We start from the raw sequence: 21,303 nt of genomic DNA on the forward strand, positions 1-21,303 counted from the left end.
AGACGATCTATTGTTGATTTATTGCCTACCGTTCTTACTTTTTATTTCTTGTTTCTTCAGAGACTGGCTTACAAAGTGCTCTATATTTCAGACGTATCAATTCATTGACCAGAGATCTATAAGGCTTTTTATGATTGATATTCTCCTGAACCATAGTTCTTAACACATTCATTTTTCTAACTTTTGACATACTCATTATTATGTCAGTACCAACACATTCATTGAATGACTGTCACATTTATCACTCACAAAGAAAGTCAAATATTGAAGTTACCTCGTGCAAGCATAGCTAATATGCACACCTTACTAAAATATAAAGTTTGTATATCTTTATGTTATATTATAACATAACGAAAATATTTACTCTTATCGTTATTTATCCCTATATAACATCTTATTTTGGTAATCTCATGTCTCCAATTTTTCATATCAACAGATTAAGAGAACCTGATTATACTTCTGTGTCTTCAGTTAATTTTAGTATTCGCCGGGTAACGACTGTATTCTCAGTAACGACAGCTTTAGGTATGGCAAGTTTGTCAGTAAATGCGAAGGATACGATCGTAGATATCAAACCTATGACATCCTCATCTTTTCACCTAAACTCTCCTGATACGACCCACCCTTCGGTGACTCTAGACACCATAGTGGTGACGTCTAACCCTTTATTGCCACAAGCGAATGAAATGGCAACCGCAACCAGTATTGTTACTGGCGATGCGCTCACTACTCAGACAAGCAGTACGCTTGGTGATGCACTAGCAAATGAAGTTGGCGTGTCTACTGATAGTTTTGGGCAAGGTGCGAGCCAACCCATTATTCGAGGGCAAAGCGCACCGCGCGTCCAAGTCATGCAAAATGGTTTGAGCGTACAAGATGCGTCACAAATCTCACCAGACCATCAAGTGGCGGTACCTGTACTAGGTGCCAAACAAGTTGAAGTAATCAAAGGCACGTCAGCGTTGATGTATGGCGGCGGTGCTATAGGCGGTGTGGTCAATATCGTCAATGACACTATCCCTAAGGAGAGGCGACAAAAAAACATCAGCGGAAAATTGGCATTGATTGGTCAACAAGCCACAGACGGTTATTTGGGTTATGCAGAACTCAATGGCAGTATCGGTGAAAACTGGCTATGGAGTGGGTATTACCAAAAGACGGATAAAGGCAATATCCAAGTACCACATTTGGATACCGATGAGATTGCCAACAGTTGGTACACGCAAGACAATGGTAGCATTGGCTTGTCTTATGTGACTGATATGGGCTATATCGGTGCATCATATCAGCGCCTATCCTCAGAATATGGCTTGCCCTTTCATGTGCATAATGAATGCTCACCTGATAGCGTACTGACCAACCAACTGAGCTGTGAGGCGGATCACGAACATGACCACGATCATGGTGAAGCGCCCTATGTCGATATGACGTCAAACGTCTATCAGCTCCATGCAGAGCGAAAATTACCCATGATAGGCGTCGATAGCATCAATACGAAACTCAGCTATACCGATTATCGTCACGATGAAATAGATGAAGGCGCTGTGGGCACAACTTTTGAAAACAAAGCCATTAGTGCTCAAGCTCAAGCCACACATAGCACGTATAAAACAGGCAATCTAGGTTTTATGAAAGGTGTGGTCGGTCTAGATTACACAAACAGCCGGTTTTCTGCTGTTGGGCTAGAAGGTTATTTGCCGCAAACTGATCGTACACAAGTCGGTTTGTTCTTTATTGAACGACTCACGCCAGATTATTTTGGCGCAAAAATACAGAATTCTGATAAATTTGCAGGTCAATCATTATCTACAAGTGATGCCCATGCTGATCATAATCATGGTGAGACGACGAACGACGCTCCTCTCGATACGTCTAGTATTTTAAGAAAACAAGGCAAAAGTCCTTGGTATATTGAGTTTGGCGGTCGTCAAGATTTTCAAAATCTAATAGATAACGATAATAACATCGAAAAAACACATGCCGGAACGTCTGTCAGTTTAGAAGGTGGCAAATATCTTACGCCTAATACGCAGTTGTCAGCCAGAATCAGTCATTCTGAAAGATTGCCTTCTCCACAAGAGTTATTTTCTAATGGCGCCCATCTTGCAACCAATACTTGGGAGCGTGGCAATGGGCAATTAGAAGAAGAATCTACTGATGGCGTAGAGCTCACTTTGCGTTACGACAATGGCAATCGTTTTGATAGTAGTATTTCTGTCTTTTATAACGACAGTACAAATTATATTTATGCCAAAACTCAAGACATTGCCACTGAAGGAGAGTCTGCTGGTTTTCGTTTAGTGGATTATGTCCAAAGCGATGCCAAACATTATGGTGGTGAAATTCAATCACGCTATTATCTTAATGACAATATTAGTATTGGCAGCTTTGCCGATATTGCACTCATCACGCTAGATGATAGAAGCCTTACACGGAAATACGCGCCAAGATTAGTAGCGCCTCGTATTGGTGGTGATATTACCTCTCAATTTGGTCAATTTGACTTGGTGCTGTCTGGATACCATCGTTTTGAGCAAGATCACATTGCTGATTTTGAAACCAATACGCCGAGCTACAACATGGTTGATGCCAAGCTTGTCTATCACAGTTCGAGCGCTCATGATTACACCGCTTTTTTTCAAGTCGAAAACATTTTAAACGAGCTTGCTTATAATCATGCCTCTTATTTGGCTGAACAAGTGCCAATGCCAGAACGCTCATTAAACGCAGGTATCACCTATAACTTCTAACAGCTTACTCTCTTTTCATTAGTCACTTGTAACTAGCAATTCTTAATCAATTGTCATAAGCCTCATAACTTATGACTGGAGTCCTTTATGAATCAAATAAATCCTTTGAGCCGTGCCATCGCGCTCGCCTTCTCTTCTTTAATCGCCGTTTCAGCACTTAGCGGCTGCGGGTCATCAGATGATAGGAAAACACCAATCATAGATTCAGAACATGACCACGACCATGGAGACGATCATGACCATGATGATGAATCTGCTGTCAGCACTGAAATGGAACAAGGTCGTTTATTCATCACTGCAAAAGATGGCAGTCAAGCTTACATTTATAGCCTTGCTCAAGATAAAGTGATACAAACCCTACCTTTGACAGGTCAAGCCGATGCCGTACAAAGTAGTCCAGATGGTCATTACGCCGTCATCATGGATCGTACTAATAACACAGTCAATTTTTATCATAGTGGGCTTGAGATTGAAAACCATGGCGATCATGATCACCCATATGCTCGTGATGCGGCAAAAATGCCATTACAGCTCAACTATACCCGCCCAGTACATTTTCAAACTTTTGGAGAGCAAGCAGGGCTGTTTTTTGACGGCTTAGGTGCGACAGGAAATCCCATAGAAAACCCTGTACAAGAAGCTGGATTTGTACTTGTAACAGATACCGGTATAGCTGACGGTACACTGCATTATCAAAACCTTAATACCAGCATGCACGGTACAGCGGAACCTAGAGGCAATTATGTGATTGCCTCGCAGCGTTATCAAACAACTGGTAGCTCACTGGCTGATACGCTCTCTGTATTTGAACAGCATGGTGATCACTATCATATAAGCCAAACCTTTGAGACAAAATGCATGGGGTTGCATGGCAGTGGCAGCGTCACAGATTACAGTGTCTTTGCTTGTAGCGATGGCGTTTTAAGCGTCAAACAAACTGGAGACACATTCAGCGCCGAAAAAATTGCCTATCCCAGCAGCCTAACCAATATTCAATGTGATGGTACAAGCAGTAGTCCTGCTCGAATTGGCTCATTCATCACTAACCACCATCATAATTATGCCATTGGCAGCGCTTGCGGTCAGCCTTACCGTGTTGACCCTGTCAGTAAAAACATGACACCGATTGTCTGGACAACAGACAGCAGTCGCCGCGTTGTCAGCTATGATTTTGATGCCCATGGAGAGCATTTAATGCTACTCGATGATACTGGCAAGTTATACATACTGGATGTCGCACAAAATTATAAGCAAACCGCCGTATTAAATGTTTTCCCTAATGGCATCGAAGGCAAAGCGGTTCCCTCATTTATTATTAACCCAAACACGAAAATGATTTATATGATGGATGACTCAAACCAGCAAATTATCGAGATTGATCCTCATGATGGTAAAATCGAGTCAAAAATAACACTGAATTTCACACCTTCTCATGTGACTTGGTTTGGTGTGAAAGCTGGGCATGATGATGAACATAGCCATTAGCGCTTAGCACCTCATCTAATAAAGCTACTTTAATGACTGCTGACAGTAATTGGCTCTTAAACATATTTATAAACGCTAGTATTCAAGATAACCCTTAATCCGACGCTTTTTAAATTCCGAAGCATCCGATTAAGGCGCTCGCTGATCTTGAATTCTTCTATAGGCATATCTTAAACAACTGGGCTAGTAGGATTTACTACATTAGTTATAGTCTGCTATAAAATCATATTATCCCAGTTTATAGTTATAAAAAAACCAATGAAACCGCTACGATATTTTCATAGCAGTTTCATTGGTTATACGGTTTTTAACGCTAAAAATTATTAGCCGAATACTTTCATACGTTCCTCAATTGGCTGAAACGCTTTGTTACCTGCAGGCTGCTCAATAGCGCCGAACACCATTTGAGCATTCAATTCCCAATCATCAGCGATGTCCCAAGCATCAGCAACTCTCTGATCGATGACAGGATTATAATGCTGCAAGTTAGCACCGACATCAATGCTTGCTAATGCCGTCCAAATCACATACTGATGCATAGCATTGGTTTGATGGGCCCAGATTGGGAATTTATCCGCATATAAAGGGGCTGCTTCTTGCATGTTTCTCACGACGCCTTTGTCCTCGAAGAACAATACTGTACCCGCACCCGCTCTAAAGCCTGCGATTTTATCTTTAGTACCTTGGAACTTCTCGTCATCGCCGACGATAACCTTAAGTGTCTCTTCAGTGATGTCCCATAATTTTTTATGCTCTTCACCGAATAGCACTACGATACGCGTCGATTGTGAGTTAAAAGCGGATGGCGTATGCAAAACCGCATGCTCAACTAACTTAACGATTTCGTCATTTGATACTGGCAATTGATTACTCAATGCATAGATAGAGCGACGTTTTTCTGCCAATTGCTGTAATGTTTTTAGGTCTGACATGATTTTCTCCAGTGATTATTTATGAGTTTACGTGATTAAGAACTAAGTTATAAAGCTAAATGGTAACCAACCTTTAACCTTTAAAACCTTGAGGTAATTCAGGTGCTGGCAAACGTTTCATATCAGAGTCGACATTACCGAAACGCTCATGACCATTATTCCAGTCGATGATGGATTGCTCGATCTCTTCCTTATTATCAGCAACGAAGTTCCACCAGAGTAGGACTTGGTTATTTAATGGTTCACCGCCGATAAACATCACACGTGTACCTTTCTTAGCCGCTATTTTAATGCTTTCGTTATTAGCAACATCACTATCGTGGAAACGAAAGAGTTGATCTTGCTTACATACCTTTCCTTCAGATTCTATCTCACCCTCTGAGACTAAGATGCCGTATTCAAAGCCCGATTCTAAAGTCAGTGTAGCCTCGCCATCTTCGGTAAAGTACACGTCGATACCGACCAGCTTGGAGTATTGGATGGTAGGCGCTTCAAAGTTCTGACCTGAGGCATTGGTATAGCTACCGGTGGTCAGAATCATCTCAACACTATCTTCCGTCCACGTTGGTAGCTCAGGATAATGGTGAAAACCGCGCTCAATCTCTTGATCCGTTGGTAGTGCAATCCAGAGCTGTACCATACTGATAGCACGCGCCGCATCCGACGAACCACCAGTGTCTGGAAAGACGCTTTGTTCCGTATGACTGATGCCTTGGTTTAGACCAGTACCGGCTGTCATGACGTTGACTTGGTTTTTGGTAATGACTTGCTCGTTACCTAAGCTATCTTTATGCAGTACTTCTCCATTTAACATCCAGCTAAAAGTTTGCAGATTGGTGTGCGGATGACGACCGACTTGCATACCGGTTTCATCTTCACCAAAGTCAGCAGGACCAGCGTGATCTAAAAAGCACCACGCACCGATAGGCTGTTTTCCTTTATTGGGTAATAAACGGGCAATCGGAATACCGCCAACATCAGCCAACCTTGGCTCTAGGGTTTCAATACTCATTATTCACCTCTTATTATTGATAGTTATAGATTAGTGTTTAATACATTGTTACTTAATAAATAGGGACTTCCATTAACAATACTCTAGCGTCCTCATCAGCATCCATCGTGAAGCTCTTAGTATCCCAAACGCCAAGACCATCGCGAGTAGCTAAAGTGTTACCGTTAATCGTGACGCTACCTTCTAGTACCAATACGTAAACACCATTACTAGTATCTTTCAGGTCATAAGTTTCGGTAACGCCTTTGTCAAAATGACCCATATGAAACCAAGCGTTTTGATGAATCCAAACCCCAGCGTCGTCCGCGTTTGGCGATAGCACTTGGTTGAACTCATTAGCTTTCATATGCTCATCCATACGTACTTGCTGATAACGCGGCGTCACGCCCATTTTGTCGGGTATCACCCAAATTTGTAAAAACTTGACAGGCTCATTGGCATCGCCATTCATCTCGCTATGAGTAATACCTGTGCCCGCTGACATAACCTGAATCTCACCCGTTTCGATGATGCCTTGGTTACCGATATTATCGCCATGAGCTAACTTCCCACTTAGAGGAATACTGATAATTTCCATGTCGCGGTGTGAGTGCTTGCCGAAACCTTGACCACCAATAACAAAGTCATCATTGATGACCCGTAGCGCGCCAAAACCCATACGCTCTGGATTATGATAATTGGCAAAGCTAAAAGTATGCTTACTTTTGAGCCAGCCATGGTTAGCATCGCCACGAGAATCTGCTGCATGATAGATCGTTTTCATAAGTTATCCTTTATTTTTAATTGGCTTGTTTAAGCTATGGTCCTATTATAATTGTTGACCATATATAGATAAACAGTGCTTATTGCAAATGACTATTCTTATTTATAGAACAATAAGTGCTTAGAATTAACGTAATATAATAGTCACGCCATCATTCGCGTTACCCGTCAGTACCAATAAACAGGTGCAAAAAATATTAATGATAAAGAGAGGGAAACCATGTCAAATCTACATACATTGAATAATGAAGTTATCGATAACAAGGCTCAAAAACGTTTTGAGATTCATATCGACGATCAGGTTTCTTTTGAAGAGTATGAGTTTTTTACCACATCCACAGGTGAAGAAGGTATTGAGTATAAGCACACATTCGTGCCTGAGTCGCTTAGTGGTCGTGGTATTGCTGGTTATTTAGTCAAAATCATCTTAGATAATGCCGCTTCTAGAAATTTACGCGTTAAACCAACCTGTCCTTATGTGAAATCCTATATTGATAAGCACCCAGAATACCAAGCCAATTCGGTGTTTCATGGTGCGAAAGCCTAAGACAATATGCATAAAAAAAGCCATGATAAATCATCATGGCTTTTTACGATTAATGACATTACTCAATAACGGTAGAGCTTTTATTAGCTAATATGCTGTAAGAACTCTGGATTACGCGCTAGTAGTGATAGGTACAGCACAGGAATGACAAACAAACCGACTGCCCAATAACTAAGATTGACGTACAGCACCGCGCCGAGTAGCGCGCCAATTACAAAGCTGATAACCAGTGCCGCGCTATGCCCCAATTTTTTGGCATTATCAGCGCTACGGTTGGCAATATAATCTGACAAACCAATACCCAGTTGGGTGGTATTGCCTGTCATTAATACCGTTGGACTCATATGTTTGATGACTGTTTTACTAGCCGTATTACGAATGGCAAGTGCCGTTAAGCCCAAACCACCAGTGATGGCGACGGTTATATCGCCTGCTTCAGTGAAAGGTTGAAAGGACAATCCTGCTATCATAAAGGCGCTTAAAAATAGCGCTTCTGCCAAAAATAAATGACTGAGTACTAACGTTTGCTTCCGACTTTTATCAATGTATATTTTGGTAATAACCACCGTTATTATAAAAAGTGGCACCGATGCCAGCTTGATCCACAAGCCATCTTCACCTTTAACCAAACCGCTACCAGCCAGTACTAAGTTACCCGTGACATGAGCGGTAAAAAAGCCAAATAAAGTGATGAAGCCAATGGTATCAATCGCCCCACCAACTATCGTTAATAGGATAGGCGCTTGATAGCGTTGCCAAAAGCTTGGTGGCTTGTCATTTACAGGAGCAGTATCATCATTAGTTACCGTTTTACTCACTAGTATGTCCAGCAAAATCCACAAAATCAGTCACAAAGCGCTGTAAGAGTTTTTGGGTACGTTCGCTGACGCTGCCATCTTCATTTAAGCTGTCCGTTGCACGGCTTAAATGGATTTCAGGATCAATCATCATTTGTGCCGAGAGCATTTGCATGCTTTTTCTGACATCAAGGCCACTATTGATACCGCCGAAACTGCCTGGCGAGGCCGTCACTACCGCAACTTTTTTATGGGTCCAGACGTTTTCTTTATAAGGACGAGAGCCGATATCGATGACGTTTTTTAGGGCAGCAGGCATGGTTCGATTATGCTCTGGGGTGACAATCAATACCGCATCGGCGTTCTTAAGCTGCTGACGGACACGCTCATAGCTGTCAATGGTCATGTCATCATAATCTTGATTATAAAGCGGTAAGTCTGCGATATAGACTTCTTTTATAGACACGCTTTCAGGCATCTGCGACACCATATATTCTGCAAATTTACGATTGATAGATTCTTTTCGCAAGCTGCCAATAATTAAGGCGATGTTGATTGATCTACTCATAACGGCTCCTTGATTATGATGATAAAGCGATATTTTCTAAGCCATTTACTCTACTATATTCTGCGATGATTACTGTTATCAATTGAATAAGCACCTGCTCCATGAGCAAATATCATCAAGAAACCACCCGCCATCGCAATGTTTTTCATGAAAGGGTTCATCTGTGATTCATCTATCCAGAATTGATGGAAAAGTAGCGCTGATATAATATTGAATCCAACGAGTAAAATAGCAACGAAACGCGCTTTGAATCCGAAGAGAATAGCAAGGCCGCCGAAAAGTTCAACCGCGATAACCAAAGGCAATAACATCCCAGGCACACCCATTGATTCCATATAACCTTGAGTGGCCGCGTAGCCGGTAATTTTAGTAAAGCCTGAAAAGATAAAAATCATTGATAAAAATAGGCGACCAATTGGGGCGCTAAGCTCTTGTAATTTATCCATAAGTATTCTCCAATAATAGTTTGGTTTTTTTAAATTTTATTTGATTATGCGACGGTCTTATTGTATTCGTTGCTTATGCATAGATAAACCGTGATAATTGCAAATGTAAGTTCTTATTTGTAGAACAATTAAGAGGTGGTTTACATGGGACAATTAGAAGATATGGCAATGTTTGTGCGTGTTGTCGAAGCAGGCAGTATTACCAAGGCTGCCGAGCAACTGAACATCGCAAAATCTGCGGTAAGCCGGCGTTTAAAGGAGTTAGAGACGCGCTTGGGCAGTCAACTGATTAGCCGAACCACGCGTCAATCAAACTTAACCCAAGCTGGTGAGCAGTATTATCAAAAGGTGCACCATATACTCAGTGAAGTGGATGCGCTGAATGAAGAGACGAGTGGTACTCCGACACGTATCGAAGGAACATTAAAGATGACTGCGCCATTGTCCTTTGGTTTGATGCATTTAAACGATGTCATCGATGAATACGCCAATCAGCATCCTGAGTTAAAGTTTGAGCTGGATTTTTCTGATCGGCATACTGACTTGATTGAGGAAGGGTTTGAATTAGCGATTCGGATTAGGGAGCTGCAAGATTCCAGTTATCAAGCCAAACGTCTGGCACTGATTCGTTATACCTTATGTGCCAGTCCTGAATATCTAGAGAGAATGGGTACGCCAAAGACTTTTGACGATCTGTCAGAACATGAGTTTTTACAATATGGTATGAGCAAATCTAGCGCGATAGAATTGATAGATGAGCAAGGTAAGAAGCATCAAGTCGCCGTAAACGGTAAAATAAAAGCCAATAATGGGGACTTTTTGCGGGAGATGGCAGTCAAAGGTCATGGTATTGCTTTTTTGCCGACCTTTATTACGTATCAAGCCTTAATCAGCGGTGAGCTTGTGCCTATCCTGCAGCAATATCAATTACCCACTTTAAACGCTTATGCGGTCTATCCTAAAAATCGATTCTTATCGCAGCGTTGTCGTTATTTGATTGACTTTATTGCCGAGCGTTTTGGTGATAATCCGTACTGGGATAATTTTTGATAAGCATTTACGGCTCAACACTTAACGGACAAGCTTAAATGAACACTATACCTGCTCTCAATAACATAAGTGCCCGCGATCCCAATGAGCCATATCGGGCATCAACAACGCTTGAGTTATTATTTGATTTAGTCTACGTCATTGCTGTTTCAGCAGCAGCAAGCGGTCTTCACCAGCGCTTGCTTGAGCATGACTTTTTAGGGTTTTTGACCTTTATTATAGCCTTCTTTATTTTATGGAATGCTTGGACGAGCTTCACATGGTTTGCTTCCGGCTACGATCCTGATGATTGGTACTATCGTCTCTCAGTATTGCTACAAATGTTTGGCTCATTAATGATTGCCGCCAATATCAATCAGTTTTTTGAACAAGGGCTAACATGGATAGGAGTCACTGGTTACGCGATCATGCGATTGGCCAGCTGTAGCCAGTGGTGGCGTGTCTATCGCCAAGTAGAAGGTCACAAACGGGTGGCTGGTCGCAGTATTATTGGCTTATTAACGCTACAAAGTGTTTGGATACTTTGGTTGTTTCTACCTGCTTCGATACAAACGCCTGCGTTGTTTTTATTTATAGCTGCTGAATTACTGATGCCTATATGGGCGCGTGCTGCACAGAATATCAATTGGCATCCTCATCACATGGCTGAACGTTATGGTCTGTTGACCATTATTGTTTTAGGCGAAGGCGTGCTAGGGGTCAGTAACAGCATTCGAACCTTTTTAGTCAACTCCGAGTCTGCTGCTAGCGCTATTATATTATTAGGTTCAAGCCTTGTAGCATTGGTTTTCGCCTTATGGTGGCTCTATTTTACGATCCCGTTTGGTACTATTTTGGACAATGAGCGTCGCCGTTATGATTTATTCTTATTTGGCTATGGACACTTTTTTGTTTTCGCTACGCTTGCAGCATTAGACAGCGCGCTTAATTTAGTGACCGATGCTTGGGCAGAGGCTCTAAATCGTACGGTCACCCAGCCTTATGCTATGGGATTATTGATGATGCTATGTGGCTTTTTAGTGACCCTAACTTTACTTCGAGCCTTGATGTGCCGCAAATCAAGTCACAATATGACCGCTCTTATTCTTGCCACCGTTATTATTTTGCTGAGCTATACCATAGTAGCGCAAGGGCTATCGATTACTTATGGTATTTGGCTAAGCCTGCTCGCACCTATAATAATGACGTGGTACTTTCATCAAGATAACAAGCAGTGGCAAGCCTAAGCTCTAATTTAATATTGCACGATAACAATGACTTGCAGAAAAACTCTAGTTTGCGCTATCATAATTTTTTTTAAGGGGCTGTCCTAGATAAATAGTTCAGTTCCTGTTTAACCCATTGTTTTAGCTGATATAATAGACGTTTTGGGTCACTGTAGTTAAAACGCCACTCACATTTCTTTAAAAACAGATGGAAATGCTCTTTTGGGATGCCATTATATTTACGCATATGTCGCTTGGCTTGGCTCCAAAAGTTCTCTATTCCGTTGATATGGTTTATGTCTTGTACAAACTCTTTTGAATGATTGATACGGTAATGGGTGAACTCACTGACATCAAGGGCGTTGTAACTTCTAAAGGAGTCAGTGTAAACAATACTATCAGGCTTTACTTTCTCTCTTATAATAGGGATTAAGGTATCGGCTCTGGTATTAGGGATAATACATGCGTAGACGCTACCATTACGCTGAAGCAGTCCAAACACAGGCACGTTGTTACCAGCACCGCGACCACGTTTGCCTTCGCGCCCGCCGCCAAAGTAGCTCTCATCGACTTCTATTTCGCCTTCTAGAAGGCCAGGCTCCTGACTATTTTCATAAATCAGTAGTCTTAGCCTGTGAAAGTAATAGCTGGCTGTTGTTTTATTAACACCCACTAAGCTTGATGCTATTCTCGCGGTAGAATCTGCAACAAGTGTAGAATCTGCAACAAATAGTTTGAGAAGCTTAGTTTGTTTGTACCAACTTAATCTACTCTTTCTCATATGACTATCCTAGATTATTTTACTTATCTAGGACAGCCCCTTAAATAAAGTTGTTATAAACACTGTATCAGTTTTACATATTATCAATTGCATAACCCCTTTGCAAATAATCTGAATGAGTTGACCACTACTTTGATAGACCGCTAAATAATATTAATCTCATAACTGAATTTTTCTGCCAGTCCATATGATTCTCTATATTCGATAGGATCGCCTTCTAGATTCTTCGCAATGCGGCATACCTTAACTAAGTTTTCTTGCTTATTGTTGCCCAGATAATCATCACTGTGATCGGTTATAAAATACAGCGTCTCTACAGCAGACGATACGAATTGACCACACTTTGTATAGTAAAACGGATAGAGAAGATTCTCAAAATCTTCAGGATTTAGGGTTGCAAAGGCTTCGTAACGACTCTTAGGTAACCAAATCTTTTCACTTAACAAGACTCTGTCTTCAACCATACGCGTACGTTCTATATAAATGAGCGCTTTATTTTTACCTATATTTAGTTTTTTATTAATGTCATCAATACCGTTTATGACCATGGTTTTTTTAATTATGCCCTTCGGTGTGACATAGCGAACATCTTTATCACGAAACTTAAAAAACCTTAATAATGAGCTTGCAAAATCTGGACGTTTTAAGAAGGTGCCTTTGCCTTGCTGCTTTATTAACACCCCATCTTCTACCAATTTTTCGACCGCTTTTCGGACAGTTCCTACAGATACTTCATACTTATCTGCAAATTCCTGTTCCGTCGGTAAGGGCGTGTTTTCATCCCACTTACTCTCTGTCAGTAACGTCTGTATATGCCATCGCACTTGCTCATAACGTGGCATTTTAAATTCTTTGAAATTATTTAGCATTTTTTTCACCACAGTGGAAAGGTTTTTATTAACTGTTTCAATCTCGTCAAGCACTGCTATTGCTGTAAAACTACGTTATCCCTGATCAATTTCTCTTAAGCTTTCAGCGCATTCGATAGGTATCATATTAATATTAAAGCATTATTATATTTTTATGATTAATCTTTCCTAATTAACGCCAAATTTTTTGCTATCATTCCACTCAATGATACGCTTTTAAAGCTCAGATGAGCTTCTGATATAAAAAGCTATCCGTCAATATTAGCGCAATGCTCTTTACTCTGTAAAAACTGCTATGGTTTTTTATAGAACTCATACAGTTAAGGTCAAGGAGTAGTCGTGACTCTTTATATTCTCGTCGCCATCGTGATATGTATCATTTTGGGCTATACCACTAAGATTAATATTGGCCTATTTGCTATTGCATTTTCATATCTGATCGGTTGTTTCGGTATGGGGATGAAGGCACATGAAATTGTTGAGCTATGGCCTCTCAAAATTTTCTTTGTTATTTTTGCAGTGACGCTTTTCTATAACTTTCCCCTAGCTAACGGTGCTTTAGAGAAGCTATCTAATCATTTAATCTATAAGTGCCGTCACTTTCCCGCATTCTTACCTTTGGTTATTTTTCTTGTTGCCACGATTATTGCAGGCCTAGGAGCCGGTTATTACACCGTCTTAGCGACGATGGCACCAATGATCCTGCTGTTGTCTAAACGCACTAACTTGAATCTTGTCATTGCTACTTTATCGGTGAACTATGGTGCCTTAGCGGGTGCTAACTTTATCACCTCACAAAGCGGTGTTATTTTTAGAGAGCTGATGCGCGGCGCAGGCGTCGCAAATGACAATACCTTTACTTATGTGTTAGGGGTGTTCGCTGTCACTTTTATAATGCCTATGATTGTATTGGGTGCTTATAGCTTTATCAATGCCAAGAACAGCAAAATAGCGATTCAGACGACCATACCAGAGCCCTTTGACAGTAAGCAAAAACAGTCTCTTGTACTGATCTTTATTATGATGGCTATTGTACTTATCGTGCCCATTTTAAATCTACTCATGCCACAAGTATCAGCGATTCAGTTTTTGAACGCTCGGATTGACATTGGTTTTATCGCCATATTTTTTGCTTTAGTGAGCTTATTTTTAAAATTAGGCAATGAAAAAGCAGTGATTGCTCTAATACCTTGGAATACCCTCATTATGATTTGTGGTGTTGGTATGTTAATCAGCCTCGGAGTAGAAATAGGCGTTATTTATGAGCTGACAGAATGGCTAAGTACCAATGTACCTATCTGGATGATACCGATTTTAGTCTTTGTTATTAGCGCCATTATGTCGATATTTGCCAGTACACTCGGGGTAGTCGCCCCTACTTTATTCCCTATGGTGCTACCCCTAGCCGTTGCCTCTGGACTAAGCCCTTTATTATTATTTACCTGTATTGTTGTGGGCGCGCAAAGCTCATCACTCTCGCCTTTCTCATCAGGAGGTAGTCTGATGTTAGGCGCTTCTCAAGTCGTTATAAACAAAGACAAGCTTTTTAATGCGCTACTATTCAAGGCAGTGCCCTTAGATATTGGTATCGGAATACTCGCAATTTTACTTATCCAGCTGATATTTTAACTTCTCATAGGTAAAATATACCGTGATTTTTTAATATTTTTAAATATGCTTGCTATATTTTGATCCCAATATATCTATTTTTCTCACTAAATTCATAACTTCTTAAATCGTTGTCATAGCCTCGTAATGATACTGATATCAACGTTATTTTTAGGATGTCTCAATAATCTTCGCCATCACCAAATCATCTTATCTATTTGTTTGTTTTAATTAATTTAAATATTTTTTTCGAAGAAATCAATATCATTTATTCATCCTGCATATTGCTATAACAGGAGACCTTATGCTGCCTTCAATTTAATATATTACTATAAAATTCATATATACATACATATGTTTCTTGTTATTTTTAAAATATTCTGTTACTTTTGCATAGTAATGAAAAGCATACGTTTATGAAGTTAATGAGACACATTAATCGAATGCTACCTTCACCTGTAATAACTTTATATTTTGGCCAAAACTCTATTGAATTTTTACTGTAAAAATACACACAAGGAGTGTCGTGTGAAAAAACTATCCTATCTGGCTCTTGGCCTGTCTGTCCTATCTTTGACCGCTTGTAACAATGCAAACGAAACTGCCAGTACAGATGCGACTGCCGCAGATGGCTCAACTGAGCTCACTGCCCCTTCACGTCCAGAATGTATCGCACCTGCCAAACCGGGCGGCGGCTTTGATTTGACTTGTAAGCTTGCCCAAGCTGGCTTAAGAGATACTGGCATCTTAAAAGATCCTATGCGCGTCACCTATATGCCAGGCGGCGTCGGCGCTGTTGCTTATAACAAAATCGTTGCCAATGATCGTGACAATGGCGATGCAATTATTGCCTTCTCTACCGGCTCTATCCTTAATTTATCGCAAGGTAAATTTGGTAAGTTCACTGAAAAAGATGTGAAATGGCTCGCGGGTGTTGGTACTGATTATGGCGCTATCGCGGTCAATGCAGACTCTCCTATTAAAGATTTGGCCGGCTTAGTTGCTGAGCTCAAAAAAGATCCAAAAGCTATCAGCTTCGGTGCTGGTGGTAGCGTTGGTGGCCAAGATTGGATGCAAACGGCCATTTTAGCCAAAGCCGTCGGTGTCAAGCCTAGTGACATGACCTATGTGGCCATGGAAGGCGGCGGCGAGGCGATCACAGCGGTGATGGGTAATCATATTACGGTCGTTAGTGCTGGTATTGCCGAGATTATGCCGCAAGCCAATGCAGGTAAATTACGTGTATTAGCAGTATTTGCAGATGAAAGATTGGGCGGCACGATGACCGATATTCCTACTGCGAAAGAGCAAGGTTATGATGTGACCTGGCCAGTCGTTCGTGGTTACTACATGGGTCCAGACGTAAGCCCTAGTGCTTATAACTGGTGGAAAGAGGCTTTCGATAAGATGCTTGTTGATCCGAAATTCGCTGAAATACGTGAGCAACAAGAATTGCTGCCTTTCTCTATGACTGGCGATGAGCTACAAGCCTACGTTTATAAACGTACGGGCGAACTACGCGAGTTATCTGCTGAATATGGTCTTGTTGAAGCAGCACCAACCAAATAGTTACGTTGAGATTTAATAACCTTTAGCAATTGAATATCAAATATTTTGGTATTTCTCAAAGGGCTGGCAGGATATCTATCTGTCAGCCTTTTGCTCCAAAATTCAAGGAATGCTCCTTATGACAATGGAACGTTTGTTTTCCGGGCTGATGGCACTGGTCAGTATATTCTTAATATACTTAGCCATTGGTTATGTTGCCCCTATTGCTTATGACCCAATTGGTCCTCGTCCTTACCCTATTTTAATCTTTTCCCTGCTTGCCTTTGGCTGCTTAGTCGTTGCTTTTCGTCCCGCCAGTTTTACTAAAGCGATTGAATTGGGTTTAAATAAAACGATCATCCGTAATCTTATTTTATGTGCGCTTGCCTTATTGGTCTATGGTCTCATTTTTGAAGTATTGGGCTTTATTCTTGCCACTATTCTGATGTCTTTCGCCGTAGGTTTACTGTTTGCAGGTAATCCTCTCAAGAGTTTTATCTTTTCAGTGTTAATCAGTATTGGCTTATATGTCTTATTTGACCTATTTTTAGATGTCAAATTACCACTCGGATTGTTGTCAGGGATAATAGGATAGCCAATATGGATACTTTTGATTTTTTGATGCATGGCTTTGCTGTTGCATCTACCCCAAAAAACTTACTTCTTGCACTCATCGGAGCTTTTTTAGGTACGATTGTGGGTATGTTGCCGGGTCTCGGTCCTATTAACGGTGTAGCGATATTACTGCCTTTTGCTTTTGCCCTTGGTTTGCCGCCTGAGAGTGCGCTCATTTTGCTAGCAGCCGTTTATCTTGGTTGTGAATATGGTGGTCGTATTTCTGCCATTCTCATTAACGTACCCGGTGATGCCGGCGCCATTATGACGACTTTGGATGGCTATCCATTGGCAAAACAAGGCAAGGCTGGTATTGCACTGTCTTTATCTGCTGTCAGCTCTTTCGTCGGTGCCACTATCGCGACAATCGGCGTGGTGCTATTTGCGCCATTATTAGCCAAATGGGCAATCTCATTTGGACCTGCTGAATATTTTGTACTGATGGTATTTGCTATCACGTGTTTAAGTGGTTTGGTAGGTGATCAGCCAGTTAAAACGGGTATTGCCGCGTTGATTGGTCTTGGTCTAGCAACTGTTGGGGTTGATGCTGTTACTGGTATTTACCGCTTTACCTTTGATTCGGTTAATCTGTCTGATGGCATTCAATTTACTACCATTGTGATTGGTTTCTTTAGTGTGAGTGAAATTCTAATCTTGCTCGAAAAAACCACGACGGGACACAAGGTTATTGAACAAGGTAAGCGCAGTCTATTAAATTTTAAAGAGTTTACTTTTGCTTTTGGAGCCATGCTACGTAGTGGTCTCATGGGCTTTGTCGTTGGTATCTTACCAGGTGCAGGCGCAACGATTGCCAGTGCAATGACTTATGCTAGTGAACGTAAAATCGCTGGTGATACTGGAACCTTTGGTGATGGTGATCTTCGCGGTGTTGCATCGCCAGAAGCAGCTAATAATGCCTCAGCTTGTGGCTCATTTGTGCCAATGTTGACGCTAGGTGTGCCAGGTTCTGGTACGACAGCAGTCATGATGGGTGCGTTGACGTTATATAACATTACACCGGGTCCACAGTTATTTACTGAGCAGCCAGATATCGTATGGGGTCTGATTGCCTCATTATTTATCTGTAACGTGATTTTGCTAATCATGAACATCCCTTTGGTGGGTTTATTCGCCAAACTGCTTGATGTACCAAACTACATCTTGATACCAGCCATTGCTGCGGTCAGTTTCGTTGGCGTATATTCTATCCATAGCACGACTTTTGACTTGGTCTTTATGGTGGCACTTGGTGTATTTGGTTACTTTTTACGTAAACTAAATTTTCCATTATCAGCGCTTATTTTGGGCTATGTATTGGGTGAGCTCATGGAGTCTAACTTAAGACGAGCCCTATCTATCTCTCAAGGTGAGCTTAGTATCTTATGGAGCAGCCCTATTACAGTAGTGCTATGGTTGTTGGCTATTTTGATGGTATTCATGCCAGTTATACGTAGTATCTACCGTAGAAAATTTAAGCCTGCTATTTAAGTTTTAGTTACTCTGTTCTCAAAATACTTCTCCGGTGGTGGTTATACTCTATGTATGACCACCATTTTTTTAGGAAATAGTTACACCCGATACTTTCAATGAACGCGTTGAAATTGCTAGAGGAATGAAAATGCTACTCTAATAAAACCTCTTATCAGTTAGCCAGATTTAGTTGACTACTACCACTTGATGTCACTCATGAAATAGGATTTTATAGTGCTCCTTGTTTTAGATTTACTACAATCCATCCCAAGTTGGCATTTAGTAGGCTTGTTTTTCGCTGGCATGGCCGCTTTTATTATCTCTACTATATCGGGTGGTGGCGGTGCTATGTTACTGATACCAGCCACTTCCTGGATGATAGGGACAGCGGTTGCACCACCTGTGATCAATTTGGCTACTTTGATTAGTAATACATCTCGACTATATTTATTCTGGAATGATATTGATTGGTCGTTGACCAAATACTATGTACCAAGTGCCATTGTCGGTGCGTGGTTAGCAGCATTGGTTTTTAGTCGTTTGGATGCAAACTGGATCCAGTTATTGGTTGGCGTGTTTTTGGTGTCTACCATATTCCAATATAAGTTTGGTAAGGTAAATAAAACTTTTGATATGCCAAAAGCAGGTTTTATACCTTTGGGCTTTATTATTGCTTTCATGAGCACATTAGTGGGCGGTCTCGGCCCTATCCTTAACCCTTTTTATATGAATGCTGGACTAGAAAAAGAAAACCTTATTGCTACCAAAACGGCTAATTCTTTTTTTGTAGGTATGGTACAAATCGGCAGCTATTCTTTTTTTGGTATATTCACCGTCAAGCTTTGGGTATATGGCATTGTTTTAGGATTAGGTGCCGTTATTGGCAATATCATCGGCAAACGCTTTTTGGCCGGTATGAGTATTAGTCAGTTTAGAATAATGCTACTCATGCTAATGGTTATCAGTGGCGTAATAATGATAATAAGAAACCTGAATGTGCTGTTTTAATAAGCCTTTCATTCGATGCTGTGACTATTCACAGCAAATTTACATAGATAATCGCGGTGAGTTTACATCGCTTATCCTTACCAATTTAGCACATGCACATGATACATTTTTTGAAATGTACTCAGCTTGGTTATCCTTGACCTATGCTGACAATCCTGTAGAAACTAGCTTGAGAGAGTCTAACTAACCAACTGGACAGTAAAATTCAAACCCCTAGCAAGTTTGTTCACAAGGCAACCTCGTAATTTGTACTACGCCCAGAAGCATCAGATTTTTCCAACATCCCCTTCTCTATCAAATCATTGATACTTCGTAGTACTGGGTCTATAGAACACCTGGTCATCATTGCCCATTTCTTAGTACTCAGCTTGCGATAAAAATCAGTGAATAAAGTATGACCTCTACCGTTAAATCCGTAGAAACAAAATTGGGATAATATTGATTTTAATAGGCGCAAATACGATACTGGATATATTTCTAAGGTTTTGCCCTTCTCTCCCGAAATGGATATTGAATTTCCTATATAATGTGAGCCATCTCTTTGTTGATAACCCCTTTAATTTAGGCTTTTTTCTTAGTAAAAAAATGCTTCTTATCAGGTAAAACGGTGCTTTATGTTTAACGCTTCCTCAACTCGTTTAAATAAATACATCAGCGAAAGCGGTATTTGCTCCAGGCGAGACGCTGACCGCTTTGTTGAACAAGGTAATGTATACATCAATGGTAAGCGTGCTCAAGTAGGCGATCAAGTGGTTGCTGGAGATACGGTAAAAGTCAACGGGCAACTCATTGAGCCGCGAGAGGCGGATGATTTTGTGTTCATTGTCTTGAATAAACCCGTAGGTATTGTGAGCACCACAGAAGCTTCAGAAAAAGATAATATTGTTGATTTCGTTCGACATAGTACACGTATTTTTCCAATTGGACGTTTGGATAAAGACTCTCAGGGTTTAATCTTTTTGACCAGTAATGGTGATTTGGTTAATAAAGTATTACGTGCTGGTAATAACCACGAGAAAGAATATTTGGTGACGGTGAACAAGCCGATAACAGATAGTTTTATTGAGGGTTTAGCTGGTGGCGTGCCAATGCTGGGGAAGATGACCAAGAAATGCCCAGTTACTAAGGTGGCACCCACGGTGTTTAACATCACGCTAGTGCAGGGTTTAAACCGTCAAATTCGTCGTATGTGTGAGCATTTTGGCTATGAAGTGGTGAAGCTTGAGCGTACGCGGATTATGAATATCAGTCTTAAAGGTACTCCCGTTGGAGATTGGCGAGATTTAACCGAAAAAGAGTTGTCTGTTTTACTTAAGTCCATAGAAGGTTCTTCTTCAGATGCCAGTAATCCGGGCAAGAAACCTCGTAATGCGCCACGAAAAAACGCTCGTACTGATGATTCATCAAAGACAAAAACGTCTTCGAAATCAGCGGGGGCAGCAAAGGGCAACAAGAAACACGCCAAGGATGATGCGAGAAAACCAGCGGGTTCTAAAGGTAAAGATAGACGTCCTTTTGGTAATGGCAAGAAGGCTGTGGGCAATGGCAAACCTGCTACAAATGGTAAGCGCCCTGCAAAAGGTCGAAGTTCTAAGCGGTAGCAGTATCGCGATCATAGATTGATGGGTAATGGTTAACTAATTAAGACAGCTGATAAGAAATACTGCACAAAAAGCCAGACAATTTAAGTTGTCTGGCTTTTTGTTGCCTGCAGATTCTCTCAACCAAATAATTTTTATTATAAAGCCAACTCATAACTCGTACTAAACACTGAGGCTTGAAATTCTTGCGGCATCCCCTGCTCTATTAAGTCATTAATCTCTCTTAATGCGATATTGATAGAACATTTG

Annotated in this window: 19 protein-coding genes; 11 read left to right on the plus strand and 8 right to left on the minus strand. The window is 41.0% G+C overall.

Annotated elements, in window-relative coordinates; genetic code table 11:
- Nucleotides 1-410 precede the first annotated feature (410 nt).
- Nucleotides 411-2,750, plus strand: a complete 2,340-nt coding sequence (locus Q6344_10485; protein WLG13026.1) for a TonB-dependent receptor — start codon at nucleotides 411-413, stop codon at nucleotides 2,748-2,750.
- 87 nt (nucleotides 2,751-2,837) lie between these two features.
- Complete coding sequence (locus tag Q6344_10490) at nucleotides 2,838-4,235, plus strand: hypothetical protein (protein WLG13027.1); 1,398 nt, start codon at nucleotides 2,838-2,840, stop codon at nucleotides 4,233-4,235.
- Nucleotides 4,236-4,558: 323 nt separating this feature from the next.
- Here the strand turns inward: Q6344_10490 and Q6344_10495 are convergent, their stop codons facing one another.
- From Q6344_10495 to Q6344_10505, 3 genes are all read right to left on the minus strand, one after another.
- Nucleotides 4,559-5,167, minus strand: coding sequence for a nitroreductase family protein (locus tag Q6344_10495; protein WLG13028.1), 609 nt, complete (start codon nucleotides 5,165-5,167; stop codon nucleotides 4,559-4,561).
- Between the two features lie 73 nt (nucleotides 5,168-5,240).
- Complete coding sequence (locus tag Q6344_10500; protein WLG13029.1) at nucleotides 5,241-6,179, minus strand: pirin family protein; 939 nt, start codon at nucleotides 6,177-6,179, stop codon at nucleotides 5,241-5,243.
- 52 nt (nucleotides 6,180-6,231) lie between these two features.
- The gene (locus tag Q6344_10505) at nucleotides 6,232-6,942 is read right to left on the minus strand and encodes a pirin family protein (protein ID WLG13030.1); all 711 of its coding nucleotides are present in this window, start codon (nucleotides 6,940-6,942) and stop codon (nucleotides 6,232-6,234) included.
- A 219-nt stretch (nucleotides 6,943-7,161) separates the two neighbouring features.
- Between Q6344_10505 and Q6344_10510 the strand changes: the two genes are divergently transcribed.
- The gene (locus Q6344_10510; protein ID WLG13031.1) at nucleotides 7,162-7,488 is read left to right on the plus strand and encodes a GNAT family N-acetyltransferase; all 327 of its coding nucleotides are present in this window, start codon (nucleotides 7,162-7,164) and stop codon (nucleotides 7,486-7,488) included.
- An 83-nt stretch (nucleotides 7,489-7,571) separates the two neighbouring features.
- Here Q6344_10510 and Q6344_10515 read toward each other — a convergent pair whose 3' ends face one another.
- The 3 genes from Q6344_10515 to Q6344_10525 all read right to left on the minus strand — a co-directional run bounded on the left by Q6344_10515 (nucleotide 7,572) and on the right by Q6344_10525 (nucleotide 9,299).
- The gene (locus tag Q6344_10515) at nucleotides 7,572-8,225 is read right to left on the minus strand and encodes a YoaK family protein (protein ID WLG15199.1); all 654 of its coding nucleotides are present in this window, start codon (nucleotides 8,223-8,225) and stop codon (nucleotides 7,572-7,574) included.
- A 73-nt stretch (nucleotides 8,226-8,298) separates the two neighbouring features.
- Nucleotides 8,299-8,853 carry an NAD(P)H-dependent oxidoreductase gene (locus tag Q6344_10520; GenBank protein WLG13032.1) on the minus strand — a complete coding sequence of 185 codons (555 nt, stop codon included), beginning with the start codon at nucleotides 8,851-8,853 and terminating at the stop codon, nucleotides 8,299-8,301.
- 53 nt (nucleotides 8,854-8,906) lie between these two features.
- Nucleotides 8,907-9,299: a DoxX family protein gene (locus tag Q6344_10525; protein WLG13033.1), complete on the minus strand. Its 393-nt coding sequence runs from the start codon at nucleotides 9,297-9,299 to the stop codon at nucleotides 8,907-8,909.
- A gap of 144 nt (nucleotides 9,300-9,443) precedes the next feature.
- On the opposite strand from Q6344_10525, the gene Q6344_10530 reads away from it, so the two are divergent.
- Together Q6344_10530 and Q6344_10535 are read left to right on the plus strand one after the other, a co-directional pair.
- Nucleotides 9,444-10,349, plus strand: coding sequence for a LysR family transcriptional regulator (locus Q6344_10530; protein ID WLG13034.1), 906 nt, complete (start codon nucleotides 9,444-9,446; stop codon nucleotides 10,347-10,349).
- Between the two features lie 38 nt (nucleotides 10,350-10,387).
- Nucleotides 10,388-11,575 carry a low temperature requirement protein A gene (locus tag Q6344_10535; GenBank protein WLG13035.1) on the plus strand — a complete coding sequence of 396 codons (1,188 nt, stop codon included), beginning with the start codon at nucleotides 10,388-10,390 and terminating at the stop codon, nucleotides 11,573-11,575.
- A 70-nt stretch (nucleotides 11,576-11,645) separates the two neighbouring features.
- Here Q6344_10535 and Q6344_10540 read toward each other — a convergent pair whose 3' ends face one another.
- Nucleotides 11,646-12,335, minus strand: a complete 690-nt coding sequence (locus tag Q6344_10540; GenBank protein ID WLG13036.1) for an IS1595 family transposase — start codon at nucleotides 12,333-12,335, stop codon at nucleotides 11,646-11,648.
- A 143-nt stretch (nucleotides 12,336-12,478) separates the two neighbouring features.
- Entirely contained in the window at nucleotides 12,479-13,204 is a 726-nt protein-coding gene (locus Q6344_10545) for a GntR family transcriptional regulator (GenBank protein ID WLG13037.1), read from the minus strand.
- A 339-nt stretch (nucleotides 13,205-13,543) separates the two neighbouring features.
- On the opposite strand from Q6344_10545, the gene Q6344_10550 reads away from it, so the two are divergent.
- The 6 genes from Q6344_10550 to rluF all read left to right on the plus strand — a co-directional run bounded on the left by Q6344_10550 (nucleotide 13,544) and on the right by rluF (nucleotide 21,054).
- The gene (locus tag Q6344_10550; GenBank protein ID WLG13038.1) at nucleotides 13,544-14,833 is read left to right on the plus strand and encodes an SLC13 family permease; all 1,290 of its coding nucleotides are present in this window, start codon (nucleotides 13,544-13,546) and stop codon (nucleotides 14,831-14,833) included.
- Between the two features lie 507 nt (nucleotides 14,834-15,340).
- Nucleotides 15,341-16,381, plus strand: coding sequence for a tripartite tricarboxylate transporter substrate binding protein (locus Q6344_10555; protein WLG13039.1), 1,041 nt, complete (start codon nucleotides 15,341-15,343; stop codon nucleotides 16,379-16,381).
- A 118-nt stretch (nucleotides 16,382-16,499) separates the two neighbouring features.
- Nucleotides 16,500-16,955, plus strand: a complete 456-nt coding sequence (locus tag Q6344_10560) for a tripartite tricarboxylate transporter TctB family protein (protein WLG13040.1) — start codon at nucleotides 16,500-16,502, stop codon at nucleotides 16,953-16,955.
- Nucleotides 16,956-16,960: 5 nt separating this feature from the next.
- Nucleotides 16,961-18,463 carry a tripartite tricarboxylate transporter permease gene (locus tag Q6344_10565; protein ID WLG13041.1) on the plus strand — a complete coding sequence of 501 codons (1,503 nt, stop codon included), beginning with the start codon at nucleotides 16,961-16,963 and terminating at the stop codon, nucleotides 18,461-18,463.
- Between the two features lie 216 nt (nucleotides 18,464-18,679).
- Complete coding sequence (locus Q6344_10570; GenBank protein ID WLG13042.1) at nucleotides 18,680-19,453, plus strand: sulfite exporter TauE/SafE family protein; 774 nt, start codon at nucleotides 18,680-18,682, stop codon at nucleotides 19,451-19,453.
- 614 nt (nucleotides 19,454-20,067) lie between these two features.
- On the plus strand, nucleotides 20,068-21,054 hold the full coding sequence (gene rluF / locus Q6344_10575; protein ID WLG13043.1) for a 23S rRNA pseudouridine(2604) synthase RluF: 987 nt from the start codon (nucleotides 20,068-20,070) through the stop codon (nucleotides 21,052-21,054).
- Nucleotides 21,055-21,303: the final 249 nt, after the last annotated feature.

It is taken from the genome of Psychrobacter cibarius (assembly GCA_030686115.1).
Classification (GTDB): Bacteria; Pseudomonadota; Gammaproteobacteria; order Pseudomonadales; family Moraxellaceae; genus Psychrobacter; species Psychrobacter cibarius_C.

Bases quoted from the DNA above. Each gene is read 5' to 3' on its own strand.
- Q6344_10485 (WLG13026.1), top strand. From the start codon at position 411: ATGTCTCCAATTTTTCATATCAACAGATTAAGAGAACCTGATTATACT.
- rluF (WLG13043.1), top strand. From the start codon at position 20,068: ATGTTTAACGCTTCCTCAACTCGTTTAAATAAATACATCAGCGAAAGC.
- Q6344_10545 (WLG13037.1), bottom strand. From the start codon at position 13,204: ATGCTAAATAATTTCAAAGAATTTAAAATGCCACGTTATGAGCAAGTG.
- Q6344_10560 (WLG13040.1), top strand. From the start codon at position 16,500: ATGACAATGGAACGTTTGTTTTCCGGGCTGATGGCACTGGTCAGTATA.
- Q6344_10520 (WLG13032.1), bottom strand. From the start codon at position 8,853: ATGAGTAGATCAATCAACATCGCCTTAATTATTGGCAGCTTGCGAAAA.
- Q6344_10510 (WLG13031.1), top strand. From the start codon at position 7,162: ATGTCAAATCTACATACATTGAATAATGAAGTTATCGATAACAAGGCT.
- Q6344_10535 (WLG13035.1), top strand. From the start codon at position 10,388: ATGAACACTATACCTGCTCTCAATAACATAAGTGCCCGCGATCCCAAT.
- Q6344_10525 (WLG13033.1), bottom strand. From the start codon at position 9,299: ATGGATAAATTACAAGAGCTTAGCGCCCCAATTGGTCGCCTATTTTTA.
- Q6344_10490 (WLG13027.1), top strand. From the start codon at position 2,838: ATGAATCAAATAAATCCTTTGAGCCGTGCCATCGCGCTCGCCTTCTCT.
- Q6344_10500 (WLG13029.1), bottom strand. From the start codon at position 6,179: ATGAGTATTGAAACCCTAGAGCCAAGGTTGGCTGATGTTGGCGGTATT.
- Q6344_10565 (WLG13041.1), top strand. From the start codon at position 16,961: ATGGATACTTTTGATTTTTTGATGCATGGCTTTGCTGTTGCATCTACC.
- Q6344_10505 (WLG13030.1), bottom strand. From the start codon at position 6,942: ATGAAAACGATCTATCATGCAGCAGATTCTCGTGGCGATGCTAACCAT.
- Q6344_10495 (WLG13028.1), bottom strand. From the start codon at position 5,167: ATGTCAGACCTAAAAACATTACAGCAATTGGCAGAAAAACGTCGCTCT.
- Q6344_10540 (WLG13036.1), bottom strand. From the start codon at position 12,335: ATGAGAAAGAGTAGATTAAGTTGGTACAAACAAACTAAGCTTCTCAAA.
- Q6344_10530 (WLG13034.1), top strand. From the start codon at position 9,444: ATGGGACAATTAGAAGATATGGCAATGTTTGTGCGTGTTGTCGAAGCA.